The organism is Bradyrhizobium sp. LVM 105 (assembly GCF_003957705.1).
Lineage (GTDB): Bacteria > Pseudomonadota > Alphaproteobacteria > Rhizobiales > Xanthobacteraceae > Bradyrhizobium > Bradyrhizobium frederickii.
Genome location: NZ_QZMV01000011.1, coordinates 194,375 through 208,484, shown reverse-complemented (window position 1 = coordinate 208,484; position 14,110 = coordinate 194,375). Strand labels below are relative to the sequence as shown.

General features: G+C 65.6%; 13 protein-coding genes and 1 pseudogene. 6 read left to right on the top strand and 8 right to left on the bottom strand.

The window, feature by feature from the left end; genetic code table 11:
* Positions 1–24: 24 nt before the first annotated feature.
* Positions 25–327, bottom strand: a pseudogene (locus D6B98_RS27235) (helix-turn-helix domain-containing protein); the annotation flags it as partial.
* 806 nt (positions 328–1,133) lie between these two features.
* Between D6B98_RS27235 and D6B98_RS27230 the strand changes: the two are divergent.
* Both D6B98_RS27230 and D6B98_RS27225 read left to right on the top strand, forming a co-directional pair.
* A complete protein-coding gene (locus D6B98_RS27230; RefSeq protein ID WP_126260102.1) occupies positions 1,134–2,168 on the top strand; it encodes a fatty acid desaturase in 1,035 nt (344 codons plus the stop codon).
* A 382-nt stretch (positions 2,169–2,550) separates the two neighbouring features.
* On the top strand, positions 2,551–4,095 hold the full coding sequence (locus tag D6B98_RS27225) for a L,D-transpeptidase (RefSeq protein WP_126260101.1): 1,545 nt from the start codon (positions 2,551–2,553) through the stop codon (positions 4,093–4,095).
* Between the two features lie 28 nt (positions 4,096–4,123).
* Here the strand turns inward: D6B98_RS27225 and D6B98_RS27220 are convergent, their stop codons facing one another.
* The 3 genes from D6B98_RS27220 to D6B98_RS27210 all read right to left on the bottom strand — a co-directional run bounded on the left by D6B98_RS27220 (position 4,124) and on the right by D6B98_RS27210 (position 6,644).
* Positions 4,124–4,936: a class I SAM-dependent methyltransferase gene (locus D6B98_RS27220; RefSeq protein WP_126260100.1), complete on the bottom strand. Its 813-nt coding sequence runs from the start codon at positions 4,934–4,936 to the stop codon at positions 4,124–4,126.
* A gap of 93 nt (positions 4,937–5,029) precedes the next feature.
* Entirely contained in the window at positions 5,030–5,569 is a 540-nt protein-coding gene (locus D6B98_RS27215; protein WP_126260099.1) for a VOC family protein, read from the bottom strand.
* Positions 5,570–5,678: 109 nt separating this feature from the next.
* Entirely contained in the window at positions 5,679–6,644 is a 966-nt protein-coding gene (locus D6B98_RS27210) for a Bug family tripartite tricarboxylate transporter substrate binding protein (RefSeq protein WP_126260155.1), read from the bottom strand.
* Positions 6,645–6,847: 203 nt separating this feature from the next.
* Between D6B98_RS27210 and D6B98_RS27205 the strand changes: the two genes are divergently transcribed.
* From D6B98_RS27205 to D6B98_RS27195, 3 genes are read left to right on the top strand one after another with little or no spacing between them, the layout of a single operon-like run.
* Positions 6,848–7,540, top strand: a complete 693-nt coding sequence (locus D6B98_RS27205) for a TetR/AcrR family transcriptional regulator (protein ID WP_126260097.1) — start codon at positions 6,848–6,850, stop codon at positions 7,538–7,540.
* Positions 7,518–8,069 carry a carboxymuconolactone decarboxylase family protein gene (locus D6B98_RS27200; RefSeq protein ID WP_126260095.1) on the top strand — a complete coding sequence of 184 codons (552 nt, stop codon included), beginning with the start codon at positions 7,518–7,520 and terminating at the stop codon, positions 8,067–8,069. The genes D6B98_RS27205 and D6B98_RS27200 overlap by 23 nt, the downstream gene beginning before the upstream one ends.
* 11 nt (positions 8,070–8,080) lie before the next feature.
* Positions 8,081–8,926 carry an SDR family NAD(P)-dependent oxidoreductase gene (locus D6B98_RS27195; RefSeq protein WP_126260093.1) on the top strand — a complete coding sequence of 282 codons (846 nt, stop codon included), beginning with the start codon at positions 8,081–8,083 and terminating at the stop codon, positions 8,924–8,926.
* Between the two features lie 189 nt (positions 8,927–9,115).
* Here the strand turns inward: D6B98_RS27195 and D6B98_RS27190 are convergent, their stop codons facing one another.
* From D6B98_RS27190 to D6B98_RS27175, 4 genes are read right to left on the bottom strand one after another with little or no spacing between them, the layout of a single operon-like run.
* Complete coding sequence (locus D6B98_RS27190) at positions 9,116–9,625, bottom strand: DoxX family protein (protein WP_126260091.1); 510 nt, start codon at positions 9,623–9,625, stop codon at positions 9,116–9,118.
* A complete protein-coding gene (locus D6B98_RS27185) occupies positions 9,625–10,404 on the bottom strand; it encodes an HvfC/BufC N-terminal domain-containing protein (RefSeq protein WP_126260089.1) in 780 nt (259 codons plus the stop codon). Before D6B98_RS27185 ends, D6B98_RS27190 begins: the two co-directional genes overlap by 1 nt.
* A complete protein-coding gene (gene bufB / locus D6B98_RS27180) occupies positions 10,394–11,311 on the bottom strand; it encodes an MNIO family bufferin maturase (RefSeq protein ID WP_126260087.1) in 918 nt (305 codons plus the stop codon). The genes D6B98_RS27185 and bufB overlap by 11 nt, the downstream gene beginning before the upstream one ends.
* Positions 11,312–11,354: 43 nt before the next feature.
* Positions 11,355–11,660 carry a BufA1 family periplasmic bufferin-type metallophore gene (locus D6B98_RS27175; RefSeq protein ID WP_126260085.1) on the bottom strand — a complete coding sequence of 102 codons (306 nt, stop codon included), beginning with the start codon at positions 11,658–11,660 and terminating at the stop codon, positions 11,355–11,357.
* 310 nt (positions 11,661–11,970) lie between these two features.
* On the opposite strand from D6B98_RS27175, the gene D6B98_RS27170 reads away from it, so the two are divergent.
* Positions 11,971–14,067, top strand: coding sequence for an adenylate/guanylate cyclase domain-containing protein (locus tag D6B98_RS27170; RefSeq protein ID WP_126260083.1), 2,097 nt, complete (start codon positions 11,971–11,973; stop codon positions 14,065–14,067).
* Positions 14,068–14,110: the final 43 nt, after the last annotated feature.

Below are 14,110 nucleotides of genomic sequence, written 5' to 3'. Positions count from 1 at the left end.
GAGGCGCGCTTGCCTCCAACTGTCTCAGTTGTCCCTCGCGATCTCAGGCTTGTCGTACAAGACCGCGTTCAGGAGGGAACTGTGGACCTCGATCTTGCCGTTGTAAGTGATAAAGCCGAGCTTGCGAAATTTGTTCATGAAAAAGCTGACGCGGGATCGGGTCGTCCCGATCATCTCTGCGAGTGTCTCCTGGCTCATCTGCACGGACATGGGCTGAGTGGCGCCATCCGTGCCGAAATTCGCCAGCACCAGCAGAAGACGCGCAAGCCGCTTCTCGCTCGAATTGAACAACTGGTCGATCAGGTCTTCTTCGATGCGGCTGTTTCGATAACCTGATGGAGAGAGCTTCAGTCTAGCAGGCCCTCGCCGGACACGTTAGGCCAATCTTGCGGGGGCGGCGTTTGGCGCAAGCGCTGGCAGGCGCCTGCCGTGCGAATATGCCTGGAACGAACGTCGTCGGGGTGACTTGGTGATGGCGACCGGATGTGATGCCCACTCATCATATCTGATGAATGGCGGCCCTGGTTCGCACCCCCGTGCTGGGGCCGCTTCCTTGCGTGCGCTCCTTCAGCTGCTATTCGGCTGATCTCATCGGATCGTCCATGGATCTTTGGACATTCCCGCACTTGGAGCACTCGAAGATGCGCAGATTGGGGCCGTCGCGACTTGCCCCGACGTGAGTCAGCATCATGCGGCTCCGGCAGGTCGGGCAGAGTGGTCTTGGTATCGGAATCAACGTCGGTTCTGGGCGACCATAGACCTCGGACATATGAAGTTACTCCTCATATCGCGGGGTACGCTGGGCCTGAAGCCGCCGCCGATGACAGCCGATTCGCCGGCCGCGAGCGGTGAGCATGCTGCGCTCGTCTGTCAGCCTCTGTTCAATATTGCTCACATTGTCGGAATTACCGGACGGCGAATGGGTCCGATCTCACGTTTCCGATCTCGGTCGGGTGCGCCTTGCCGGCGCGCAAATTCGGCGGGAAGCAGTGCCGGTGTGAGCAATATTGCTCAGCAGAAGATTAAGGCACGGATCAGTATGCGCGCGTCGGGGGCACGACCTCAGAATTGCTGCCGAAGGCGTCCGGGGCGATCGCAGCATTTCTTCGGCGGACGTCGGGAGCAGACCGGAAATGACCCAGGGAATGCCGGAGATTCGCGCAACGGCGCAGTTGCTCGCCCGCTATCGCGAGCCGGACAGTGCGCGCGGTGTTCTCGAACTGGCGATCACGGCAATTCCGCTCTGCGTCATCTGGGCTCTGATCTGGGCCGCTCTTGACCAAGGCTATTGGTTCGCTGTGCTGCTCGAGGTGCCCGCGGCGGGCTTGCTGGTCCGTCTGTTCATGATCCAGCATGATTGCGGACATGGCTCGTTCTTCCGCGGCCGGGCTGCGAACGATTGGGTCGGCCGAGCCATCGGGGTGGTGACACTGACACCATACGATTATTGGCGGCGTAACCATGCCGGCCATCATGCGCACTCCGGCAATCTCGATCACCGAGGCTTGGGCGACATCGATACGTTGACCGTGCGCGAGTTTCGCGACCAGCCGCGATGGCGTCGGGTGCTCTACCGTTTGTATCGGCATCCCATCGTGATGTTTGGCGTCGGTCCCGCCTATTTGTTCATCCTGAAGCATCGATTGCCGATCGGACTGATGCGCGGCGGCTGGACCCCCTGGCTGAGTACGATGGGCACGAACGCTGCGATCGCGATTCTCGTCGCCGCGATGATTCAGCTGGTCGGCTATGGGCCATTTCTGCTGGTACACCTGCCGATCGTCGTTCTGGCGGCGTCGATCGGTGTCTGGCTGTTCTACGTCCAGCACCAGTTCGAGCACGCCTACTGGTCCCATGACGAGAATTGGAATTTTCACGACGCCGCGCTGCACGGCAGCTCGCACTACCAATTGCCGGCTGTCTTGCGATGGTTTACGGCAAATATCGGCGTCCACCACATCCATCATTTGTGCAGTCGAATTCCCTGCTATCGCCTGCCGGAGGTGTTGCGGGACCATCCACAGCTCGCCGGCGTCGGACGGATTACGCTGCTCCAGAGCTTGCGGACCGTGCGGCTGAACTTGTGGGACGAGGAGCGGCTGCAACTCGTTTCCTTTGGCGAAGCTGCCTTGACCTCAACCGCCTCGCCGACGCCGTTGAAGGCGTGAATGTCCGCGCACCGCGGTTGCGTTTAGGCCGGGGTTCGGCCGAAAGGTGCAGGGCGTTTAGCCACCTTTCCCGATCAAAAGCCTGTCGGTTCAAAGGATATGGGCCGTTCTTGCCGCATCGCGTCCATTTCCGCAGCGAGGACAAGAACCCGCGGATCCGACCCTCCAGGGCGGACATTTCGCCGCAGTGACAGACCGCCAGCCTCGGGCGCGAGCCACCCTTCCGCCTGCGCAAGCCGTCGTATATGAGAGATTGGTTGCCGAAGCGGGCCGAATATCGCCACAGACGGAACGTATGGCGGCTGTGATTTCTTAATCCAAAGATCGCAATCTGACACGTAATCGACATGAGCGCGGACTGGCATTTCGACCGGGGAGTGGCATGAGAGACCGACTGACGACGGCGCAATCCACCTCGGCAATGCGGCGTTGGGGCCCCGGCATTGCGACCCTGGCGGCGATGATGGCATTTGCTGCTCTGAGCCCGGCCGGAGCCGCTAAGCAGGCGCGCCAGGCGGCCGAGGCGGTGGCGCCGCGGCAGGCCGGCGACCCGATCATGGCGATCGTCTCGATCAAGAGCCAGCAGGTCACCTTCTACGACGCGGACGGCTGGATCCTGCGCGCGCCGGTCTCGACAGGCACCACGGGACGCGAGACGCCCGCCGGCGTCTTCGCCATCCTCGAGAAGGACAAGGACCACCGCTCGACCATGTACGACGATGCCTGGATGCCCAACATGCAGCGCATCACCTGGAACGGCATCGCGCTGCATGGCGGACCGCTGCCCGGCTATGCCGCCTCGCACGGCTGCGTTCGCATGCCGTTCGGCTTCGCCGAGAACCTGTTCGACAAGACCTATATCGGGATGCGGGTGATCATCTCGCCGCACGACACGGTCCCGACTGAGATCTCTCATCCCTCGCTGTTCGTGCCGAAGCCGGAGGCCATCGCGGCAGCGCCCCGCCGGGCCGACAAGCTCTCCGTCGAGGCGGAGGAGGCGACAAGGGCTGCCGACGAGGCCAAGAAGGCTGCTTCCGTCGCCGCGAAGGAAGCTGCCTCGCTCCCCGCCGCGCTGCGCAAGCTGGAACAGCAGAAGGCCCGCGCGGATGCCGAACTCGCCTTCGCCGACAAGACGCTCGCGAACGCTAAGACCGATCAGGCCCGCGCCAAGGCCGAGGAGCTGAAGCAGAAGGCGGTAGCGAAGGCTGCCGACGCGGCGACGCAGCTCGATACCGCCAAGGCCGCCGCGCAGCCGAAGCGCGATGCCGTGGCGGTGACGAAGGAAGCCGCGAAGGTCGCGGCGGCCAGAAAGGCCGAGGCCGTCAAGGCCGCGACCGACGCGAAGCTCGCGGGCGAACCGGTCTCGGTCTATATCAGCCGCGCCACGCAGAAGCTCTACGTGCGGCGAAACACCCACAAGCCGGCGCCAGACGGCGGCGGTGAGGTGTTCGACACCAGCATCGAGGCCCCCGTCACGATCCGCAATCCCGAGCAGCCGCTCGGCACGCATATCTTCACGGCGATGGCGAAAACCGATGCGGGCCTGCGCTGGAGCGTGGTCACGATCGAGAACGGCGACGAGGCCCGCAATGCTCTCGATCGCATCACCATCCCGCAGGACGTGTGGGATCGCATCGGGCCGACGGCATTGCCGCGCTCCTCGATCGTCGTCTCGGACGAGCCGCTGAGCAGCGAGACCAATTACCGCACCGAGTTCGTCGCGGTGCTCAGCAATGAGCCGCAGGGCGGCTTCATCACCCGCAAGCCGACCGCGCCTGCCATGATCGCGAGCGACGACGGCTGGGACAACGGCTTCGGCTTCTTCTTCCAGCAGCGCGATCCGTACGTCCAGCAGGCCAATCCGCGCCGGCGCAGCCAATATCAGTACTATCAGCCGGCGCAGCCGATGCAGCGCGGCTTTTGGTAGGGAAGCCGGGCTTGCGTGCGGCGCAGGCTTATGGCCGCGCCGTGATCACCAGGGCCTGGATCTTGGCTTCGACCGGTCCGGACCCATGGCGCGCGTGGATCGCAGCGGCGACAGCGTCCGTCGCGGCCTGAAGATCACCGCCGCTTCTCGCCTCGATTTCGCCGCGCAGCGGCGTACCCTGGCAATAGGCGAACGCCACGAGGTCGGGCGACGGTGCTCGGCTGGTGGCTGCCAGTGTTTCGATCGAGACGTTGCCAAAACCTGCGCGTGCGAGATCGGCCCGTATGATCGCCTGGTCGAAATAGCCGTGCGGCGTCCGCGCCATGAAGCGGGGCGGATCGTCGGGAAACAGCTTGCCCAGGGCGGTCGTTGCGTCATCGGCGAACACGTTCTCCTCGATGCGGTCCCAGACATTGAAGAGAAATGTGCCGCCGGGCTTCAGGACGCGCTTTGCCTCTGAGTAAGCCTTGACACGGTCCGGAAAGAACATCGCGCCGAACTGGCAGCAGACCACGTCGAACTCGGCCTCGCCAAAGGGCAGCGCCATTCCGTCCGCCTGGCGCCAGGTGATGCGATCGTCATCCGCCTGACGCTGTGCGGCGACCGCGAGCATGGGCTCGTTGAGATCGGTCGCGACATAACGGACGCCGGGCGGCAGCGCTGCTGCCACGGCGCGCGTCACCGCGCCGGTGCCCGCGGCGATCTCGAGCAGCACGGAAGGCGAGCGCGCGGCGACGCGTCTTGCGATGTCCTCCGCATAGACGGAGAAGATCATCGGGACGAGATATTCGTCGTAGATTTTCGGAATCGAGCCGGTGAAAACCTTGTCAGTGTCGGACATGTCAGCCTCGCTGAAGGTTCGAACGCGAAGCGCATGTTAGCATGGCTCCCCGCGCGAGCCAGCAGCGGCGCGACATCCACCGGCGACCGGTCCCTACGATCTCCCGCCGCCGACTTCGCGGATCGGCCGGGTGCCGTCCCAGGTCGACGCCGCCTGACGGACCCGCTCGAAGAACGGCCCCTTGGTGCCGCTGATGTCCGAAATCTCGATCACCGTGCCCGGATGGGCCTGGGTGTCGAAATAAGCAAAGCGTCCCCGTTCGCCGCCGATCTGGCCTTCATGGCCGACCCTGTAACCGAGCCCGAGTGCCTTGTCGTAGAGCGCCTGATAGTCGTGGCTCCAGTAGGACATGTGCTGCAGGCCCTCGTGGCCGGCGTCGAGGAACTCCTTGTACAGCGACGGCGCCTCGTTGCGCTGCTGGATCAATTCGATCTGGAGGTCGCCCGAATTGGCCAGCGCAATGCTCATCTCGACGGCAGAGTCCCGGCCGCGATGGCGAAACCAGTCGGTCCTGACGCGGTCCATGTAGTACCAGGGGCCGACACCCATCACCTCGATCCAGTGCCTCATCGCGGCGTGGATGTCCCGCACCACATATCCGTTCTGGCGCACCGCGCCGAAGATGCGGCTCATGCCCGCGCTCCTGTTCTCTGCTTGTCACGAGGGGACCTCATCCTGAGGGCCCGCCGCAGGCGGGCGTCTCGAAGGATGGCCGCATGCGAGCTGCCTGCGACGTTCCTGTTCACTTGACCTCGATGCCGGCGTCCTTGGCAACCTGCTTCCAGGCTGCGATGTCGCGGGCGTTGATGTCGCGCTGCTCCTCGCCGGGCACGAATTGCGGCGTGATGCCCAGTGCGAGCAGCTTCCCCTTCACCAGATCATCGCCAAGCGCCTCCTTCAGCGCCGCCGACAGCTTCTTCGCGATCGGTTCGGCAAGGCCGGCCGGCGCATACATCGCCCAGGACAGGTTGCGGTCGAACGGCACACCCTGCTCCTTGTAGCTGGCGACGTCAGGCAGGCTCGGCGAACGCTCGCCGCACGCGGCCAGCGCCTTGATAGAGCCGTCCTTCACCAGCGGCGTCGCGGTCGCGACATCGAGCGTCGCCAGCGAGATGTGGCCGCCGAGCAGGTCGCCGGCCAGTTTCGCGATGCCGTTGAACGGCACGTGATCCATCTTGATGCCGGTCTGCTGCATCAGAATTTCGGCACAGAACTGCCCGGTCGAGCCGACACCCCAACTGCCGTACTGGACCGGCTCGCCCTTCTTGGCCAGCGCGACCAGGCCCTTGATGTCATTGGCGGCGAAATTCCTGGTCGCGACCAGCATGATCGAGGAGGTGCCGACGCGGCCGATGGTGGTGAAATCCTTGATCGGATCGTAGGGCAGCTTTGGATAGATCGCGGGGGCCAGCACATGCGTGGTCATGCCGCCGACGGTGATGGTGTAGCCGTCGTTCGGAGATGTCGCGACCATCTGCGTGCCGAGCGTGCCGGCCGCACCGGTGTGGTTCTCGATATAGATGCTCTGTCCGAGCGTCTTGCCCATCCTGTCCGCAAGCAGCCGGCCGACCACGTCACCGCCGCCGCCAGCCGCGTAGGGCAACAGCATCCTGATCTTGTGGGTGGGATAGGCGGCCGGATCCTCGGCGGATGCGGGCGCCGCCGCAGACAGGATCAGCAATGACGATGTGACGAGGCGAAGCGTCATGATGGCTTGCCGCGCGGGCAAGAGGCGGGCGAGGCGTGCCATGGCGTTGTCTCCCGATTGCTCTCCGCTTATCGAACGGAGTTGAATGCCACCCGCGTGCCGATTGTTGCTGCATCGCGGTCGACGATCGTCGCCTATGACATGAATACGAACGATCGTTCGTACGGTTGACTAGCGAACGATCGTTCGTTAGTCAAGCCGCCATGGTTGTCCATACCTCCACCGCTGCGGCCGCGCCCACGACGCGCGAGCGCATCCTCACCGAAGCGCTCAACCTGTTCGCGCAGAGCGGCTATGGCGGCGCCTCGATGCGCGAGCTGGCGCGCCGCGTCGGCATCCGCGAGAGCAGCCTCTACAACCATTTTCCCGGCAAGGCCGCGATCCTGGAGGCGATCGTGGCCGAGCACGGTCCGGCGAGTTCGGCGAGCCGGCTGGAAGAGCCGCGCTACAAGCAGCTCGCGCGCCAGCCTGCCGCGTTCTGCCGCCAGTTTGCGCTCGACCTCGTCGAGCAATGGTCCGATCCGCGCGAGCACCAGTTCCAGAAGGTCATCACCGCCGAGCGCAACCGCGTCCCCGGCATCCGCGCCAAATTCGCCGACCATTTCTACGCGCGCGAGCAGAGCCTGATGACGGATTATTTCCGCGGCTTCGCGCTGGCCGGCCTGGTGTCGACGCCGGATCCGCGCGAGACCGCCCGGCTGTTCGCGGCGGGCCTGATCTACATCCGTCTCGAGCATTATGTGATGGGCGCAGCACCTTCGCCGCGGGCGAAGGTGCTTGAAGCGATCGACCGCTATCTCGCCTTCTTCCTGTCGCTGATCGCGGCGGGCGGCGAGACCGACAACAAGAAAAGAAAGCCAAAGGGAGAGAACCGTGGCAAGGCTGCCTCTGATTGATCCGGAGACGACCAGCGGCGACATCCGCGCCTCGTTCGACCGCATGCCGGTCAAGCTCAACATCTTCCGCATGATGGCCCACGCCGAGGCCAACATGATTCCGGCGATGCGGCTCGGCAACTCGATCCTGCACAGGCAGAAGCTATCTTCCGTCAACCGCGAGCTTCTGATCCTCCAGGCCGCGCAGCTAGAGGGCGGCGCCTATGAGTGGCGCCAGCACGTGCCGATCGCGCTCGGCGTCGGCTGCACGCAGGCCCAGGTCGATGCGGTCGAGCGCGGCGACTACGATGCGAAGGCCTTGAGCGAGGCCGAGCGCGCGCTGCTGAACTTCGGCCGCGAGGTGGTCGAAAACGTTCGCGTTGCCGCGGCGACTTTCGCTGCCATGCGTCGCCATTTCAGCGATCAGGAGATCGTGGAGTCCATCGTCGCGCTCGGCTTCTACATGATGATGGCGCGCCTCACCGAAGCGACCGAAACCGATCTCGATCCCGCCGCCGGCATGAAGGTCTATGACGGCGGCAAGACATAAGGCGGCTGGCGATGGCGGAGACCGAGAGCAAACCGGAGCGCTACGTCCGTCCGCCGAGCGCGGAATCGCTGGGTGATGCACCGGGCAGGGCGCGACTGAAAGGCCGCCATATCCTCATCGTCGGCGGCGGCCAGCGCGTGTTCGATGCCGTGACCGATCCGATCGGCAACGGCCGCGCCATGAGCATTCTGTGTGCGCGCGAGGGCGCGAAGGTTGCGGTCGCCGATCTCAACCACGCCTCCGCGCAGCAGACCGTCAAGCGCATCACCGACGAAGGCGGCGAGGCCTTTGCCATTGCCGCCGACGTCACGCGCGAGGCCGATGTTGTCAGCATGATCGAGGAGGCGCATCGCGCCATGGGCGGCCTCGACGGCATGGTGCTGAACATCGGCACCTTCGGCAAGACCGGCCTCGATAACGTCAGCCCGGAAGAGTGGAACAGGATCTACGACGTCAATGTTCGCGGCCCCATGCTGTGCTGCCGCGCCGCGTTGCCGAAACTCGACGACGGCGGCGCCATCGTCTTCATCTCCTCGATCGCCGCGCTGAAGGCCGGATCGCAAATGGCGGTGTACGATTCCTCGAAAGCCGCCCTCGGCGGCCTGATGCGCAACATCGCCCATCTCGGCGCGCGCCGCGGCATCCGCGCCAATCTGGTCTATCCCGGCCTCGTCGACACCCCGAACGGCCGCGAAGCCGGCGCCGGCCGCCCCAATCGCGGCAAGGGCCACATCCCGTTCGGCCGCCAGGCCACGGCGTGGGAGGTCGCCTATGCCGTGCTGTTCTTCCTGTCCGACGAAAGCGTCTACGTCACCGCACAGACGCTCGCGGTGGATAGCGGCCTGAGCGGGATGTGAAGCGCTCCATCCGGACTACTGCTGACCACACCCACAACCGTCATCCTGAGGTGCTTACCTTGCGATGCGAGAGCATCGCGAGGTGAGCCTCGAAGGATGGGCTACAGGCGCCCGCGGCCCATCCTTCGAGGCGAGCAAGGGCGCGCACCTCAGGATGACGGCGGTGCATGTGGATACGCAAACCTGTGCCTACCGTGCGGGCGATCGCGCGCGGCAGATGAGGTGATCGAGCGAGATGTGTCCGGGTCCGTAGGCCATGAGGGCGAGCGCCATGGCCGCCCAGGTGAGGTGGATCGGCCAGCCGTCGGGCACCGTGAGCTCGACGATGACAGTCATGAACAGCAGCCCAAGCCCTGCGAATCGCGTGCCCAGTCCGAGCACGAGGAGGATCGGAAACATGATCTCGCCGGAGCCCGACAGGAATGCCATCACAGTCGGCGCAGGAAAGTGGTAAGGCCCGCCCGGCAGGTGCAGCATGAACTCGTCGCTGAACAGCGTCACGGCGGTGTCGTTGAGCCTGAGGAAGCCGTCCCATTTGAGCAGACCTGAGCGCCAGAACGGCACCGCGAGTGCGAGGCGCATCACGAGCAGGACCAGCGAGGGGACGGCGATCGCCTGCACCAGCTGATTGGCCTTGTCGACGAGCAGCCAGGGCGACGGCAGACCGCCGCCGGTCGCCATGCGTTGGTCCGTGATCATCATGCGTCTCCAGCAGCAAGCGAGGTGAATGCACCGGCCTCGATCAGGCCGGCTATGTTCGAGGCGATCTCGAAGTCGGGCGAAGCATCCAGGGCTGTCGCGGCAGCTTCGCCGAGCGGCTGGCCGGATGCGAGGCAGGCAGCAAAGACGGCGCCGCCGGCGGGAAGATGCCGCACCGCGACGTCGAATTCGGGCCGTGTGATCAGTGCGTCCTCCGGCGTGGACGCATCAATGCGCTCGACCGGTGCGTCATCGCGATTGGCGGCGAAAATCGTCACCGCAGCGTACCGCGAACGAACGATCCGCATCGCCGGATGTGGGATGAAGACAGCGTCCGCCAGACGCTCCGGGGCAATCGCGGACAGCCGGGCCGGGGACAGCGGCGCGGCGTCGCCCGCATGATAGGCATCGAGCCAGGCCCGTTCGATGCGGGCGACATCGGCAAGCCAGGGCATCGCCTGCGCATGCTCATAGGTTTCGATGAACCCGGGAAGCTCGCGGCCATACTCGAACAGCAGCGGCGAGGTCGGCGGATGGCTGCGCACATGGAAGCGCGCCATGGCGCGGAAGAACTCGGCGCCGGTGATGCGCTGCACCGCCGGATAGACCGCGGCCAGCGCCTCGATCAGGCTGACGGTGACATTGTTGCGGTAGACATCGTAGCGCCGGCTGGCGGCCTTTCCGTTCGGGCCGGTCACGATCTCAGGCGTTTCGCGCGCGGGATCCAGCAGCGCCTGCGCGAACGAAGTGGCAAAGGACAAGCCGGGCTCAGGCCGCATGACGCTCTCCTGCCATCTCTGCGGACTGATGACGGTCGAGGATCACCTGTGCGGCAGCGGCTTCCGCCTGCAGCACCGGCCAGTCCGGAATCCTGCTGTCCCATTCGATCAGCGTCGGCACCGCGCCGCGGCGCTGGATGACGATCTCGTAGAGCTTCCAGACGGCATCCGCCACCGGGCCGTCGTGGCTGTCGATCAACAGCAGATCGCCTTCGTCGTCGGCCTGCTCGGCATGGCCGGCAAGATGAATTTCCTGAACGCGTGACAGCGGGAAGTCCGCGAGATAGTCGAGCGCCGAAAAGCCGTGATTGGCGGCGGAGACGAACACATTGTTGACGTCGAGCAGCAGCCCGCAGCCGGTGCGCTCTGCAATTGCGCGAATGAACTCGGTCTCGCGCATCGAGGATTCGCGGAAGGCGACGTAGGTCGAGGGGTTTTCCAGCAGCAGCGGACGGCGGATTGCCTCCTGCACCTGGTCGATGTGGTCGCAGACGCAAGCAAGCGCCGCTTCGGTATAGGGCAGCGGCAAGAGATCGTTGAAGAAGCTGGTCTCATGGGTCGACCATGCCAGATGCTCGGACACCAGTGCCGGCTGATAGCGCGCGACCAGGCCGCGGAAGCGCGCCAGATGCGCCTTGTCGAGCGGCCGCGGCCCGCCGATCGACATGCAGACCCCATGCAGGGATAGGGAATGGTCGCGGCGGATTGCCTCCAGCGCGCGATGCGGCGGACCGCCGTCGCCCATGTAGTTCTCGGCGTGGACCTCGAAGAAGCCACGCCGAGGCCCGGCCGCGAAGATGGCCGAAAGATGCTCCGGCTTGAAGCTCGTCCCGGCAACGCCGCCGATGGGCGTCGCGAAACGGAGCGGCACGGCCGCAGGTCCGGTCGACTTGGTCACCGTGCTCATCGTGCTGCTCCGTTCGAGCCTGCTGGCGATATCGCGCCGGCCGTTACACCGGCTTCAGCGAGCCCTTCTTGCCGCCCGGCAGCTCGATGCTGGTGCAGGTGCCGCCCTGCACGAATTTCCAGGCGTTGCCCTGGTAGTCGACGGTCGAGGTGCCCTGGCAGGTCGTGCCCGGTCCCGCCGCACAGTCGTTCTGGCCCTTCAGCGCGACGCCGAAGCACTTCTCCTTCTTGGCGGCGACGGCCGCATCGCCCTCGGCCTTGGTCAGCGGGCCGGCGGCGGCGAGGGTCGCGAGCGCGGTGGATATGGCGCCGGCGAGGACGAGCGAGGTGACGGCATGCTTGGCAGACATCGAGATTCTCCTGTTCGAGATGGCATCGCCTAGCAGGCAATGCGCGCATGGTCTCCTTCGCTGCGCGCGCAGCCGGGGTTACTTGCCGGCTGCTCACAAACCCGTGAGACCGATTGGATCGGGCGCACCGCGCGGTGCGCTTGGGCCGGTATTTGCGGGCAAGCCTCGGCTCAAAGCCAATGCCTAGGGTCTATCGACACGGTAGCCGCCGCGCATTGGCGGCGGGGGCTCGTTCCTGCCAGACGTAACGGACGCGCGCTGGCGGCGTAGAGCAATGTCAGTGGCTCGAATGGACCGGCAGGAAGACGCGATGAAGGTTGATCACGAACGACGGCTTCGTGCGATCGCAGGGCTGACGGTCAGCATTCGCCTCGCGGTGTCCGCGCTGGTCCTGACGGCGATCCTGCTGACGGCCGCGCTCTCCAGCCTGCTCTGGTGGCGCACGGCGGAGGCGACCAGCCGGCAGCTCGCCTCGACCATCAACGAGCAGATTGTGGCGGCGGTGCGCAAGGAGGTCTCGGCCATCGTCGACGAGGCGCGCGCCGCGCACACCGCGATCCGCACCCTGTTCCTGCAGAACGTGCTCGACACCCGCGAGGCCGACAAGCGCGAGTTCGTGTTTCTCTCGCAATTGCAGTCGCAGGCAACGATCTCCTGGGTCGCTTTCGGCTGGCCCGACGGCTCCTTCTTCGCCGCGCACAAGCTCGGCGATCGTCGCCTGGAGATGATGGAGATCTCGCTGACCGATCATCCGGGCCAGCGCCGCGTCGATGAATATGACGTGGTTCCCGGCGACATCGAATTCGCCAATCGCCGTTTCGAGCCGACGTCGTTTCGCGTCGCCGATCAGGCCTGGTTCAGGGCCGGGCTCGACGCGGACGAACCGCAATGGTTCAGGGTGACGGACCACGCGACCGGCGAGCGGCCGTCGATCGCATTCGCGGGGCCGATCGACGTCTATCAGGAGCGGCAAGGCGTTCTGTCCGTCATCATCGAATACACGAGGCTCGCGCGCTTCCTGTCGCAGCTCGAGGTCGGGCGCACGGGGACTGGCTTCATCGTCGATGGCAGCGGCGAACTGGTCGCGGCACCGGACAAGGACGCCGACGAGCTCCATCCGGCGCGCGGCGACACCTCGCTGCTGCCGCTGGCGCGCGCAGCGCTCGACAAGGCGGGGGAGGCCGGCCGCAAGGAGGCGTGGCGGAGCCGGCTCATTTCGGCCGGCGCGGCCTATGAGGTTGCGCTGACGCCGCTGCCGTTTCCCGGCTGGTCGCTCGCCACCGTGATTCCGGAGGCGGAATTCCTCGGCCCGGTGGAGACGACGTTGCACCGCCTGATCCTCGGCCTTGCCATCGGCGCCGTGCTCGCGGCGCTGGCCTCCGCGATGCTGGCGCGCTCAGTCATCGCTGCGCCGCTGTCACGCGTCGCCGGCGAGCTCCGCCATGTCGAAGCTTTTGCGCTGGAGCAGGTCCGCCGCCATCCGTCGCGGCTCAAGGAGATCGCGAGCCTGTCCAGCGCGATCGCGGAGATGGCGGCCGGTTTGTCTGCCTTCCGCAAGTTCATCCCGGCCGATCTGGTCCGCGGCCTGCTGCGTCAGGGCGTCGAGGCGAGGCCAGGCGGCAATGTCCAGGAGCTCAGCGTGATGTTCATCGACATTGCCGGCTTCACCGGGCTGTCGGAGCGGCTGGGCGACCGCGTGGTGCCGCTGCTGTCGCGCTATCTCGACGTCACCTCGGAGATCATCGTCGCCAATGGCGGGACGATCGACAAGTTCATCGGCGACGCGGTGATGGCGTTCTGGGGTGCGCCGCAGCCGCAAGGCGATCACGCCGCGCGATGCTGCGGTGCGGCGCTCGCCTGCCGCAAGGCGGTGGAAGAGTCCGGTCTGGTCGATGATCTCGGCCAGCCGCTCGAGATCCGGATCGGCATCAATTCGGGTCGCATGCTGGTCGGCAATATCGGCTCGGAGCTGCGGCTGAACTACACCGTGATCGGCGATGCCGTGAACGTCGCCAGCCGGCTCGAAGGCGCCAACAAATCCTATGGCACGCAGATCCTGATCGGCGAGACGACCGCACGTCTGGCGCGCGGCGCCGTCATCACGCGCGAGGTCGACAGCATCGCGGTCTACGGCCGGGAGGAGGGACTGTTGGTCCACGAATTGATCGGGATGGTGGACGAAGAGGCCGTCGACGGCGGGGCGATCGGCTGGATCGCGGATTACGAGCGCGGCCTTGCCGCCTATCGCGCGCGGCGGTTCACCGATGCGCTGGCCGATTTCGAGGCCGTGTTGAAACGGCGCCGCCACGATCGTCCCGCCGAGCTGATGCGCGACCGCTGCCGGCAGCTCGCATCGGCCGCGCCCGGTGCCGCCTGGCGGGCCGTGGCGACATTGGCGACGAAATAGCGGCGTCGGAATCCATGACGCTGGCGCTTCAATCACACCATCC

Bases quoted from the DNA above. Each gene is read 5' to 3' on its own strand.
- D6B98_RS27175 (WP_126260085.1), bottom strand. From the start codon at position 11,660: ATGTCTGCCAAGCATGCCGTCACCTCGCTCGTCCTCGCCGGCGCCATA.
- D6B98_RS27225 (WP_126260101.1), top strand. From the start codon at position 2,551: ATGAGAGACCGACTGACGACGGCGCAATCCACCTCGGCAATGCGGCGT.
- D6B98_RS27215 (WP_126260099.1), bottom strand. From the start codon at position 5,569: ATGAGCCGCATCTTCGGCGCGGTGCGCCAGAACGGATATGTGGTGCGG.
- D6B98_RS27205 (WP_126260097.1), top strand. From the start codon at position 6,848: ATGGTTGTCCATACCTCCACCGCTGCGGCCGCGCCCACGACGCGCGAG.
- D6B98_RS27170 (WP_126260083.1), top strand. From the start codon at position 11,971: ATGAAGGTTGATCACGAACGACGGCTTCGTGCGATCGCAGGGCTGACG.
- D6B98_RS27185 (WP_126260089.1), bottom strand. From the start codon at position 10,404: ATGCGGCCTGAGCCCGGCTTGTCCTTTGCCACTTCGTTCGCGCAGGCG.
- D6B98_RS27220 (WP_126260100.1), bottom strand. From the start codon at position 4,936: ATGTCCGACACTGACAAGGTTTTCACCGGCTCGATTCCGAAAATCTAC.
- bufB (WP_126260087.1), bottom strand. From the start codon at position 11,311: ATGAGCACGGTGACCAAGTCGACCGGACCTGCGGCCGTGCCGCTCCGT.
- D6B98_RS27210 (WP_126260155.1), bottom strand. From the start codon at position 6,644: ATGACGCTTCGCCTCGTCACATCGTCATTGCTGATCCTGTCTGCGGCG.
- D6B98_RS27195 (WP_126260093.1), top strand. From the start codon at position 8,081: ATGGCGGAGACCGAGAGCAAACCGGAGCGCTACGTCCGTCCGCCGAGC.
- D6B98_RS27190 (WP_126260091.1), bottom strand. From the start codon at position 9,625: ATGATCACGGACCAACGCATGGCGACCGGCGGCGGTCTGCCGTCGCCC.
- D6B98_RS27230 (WP_126260102.1), top strand. From the start codon at position 1,134: ATGACCCAGGGAATGCCGGAGATTCGCGCAACGGCGCAGTTGCTCGCC.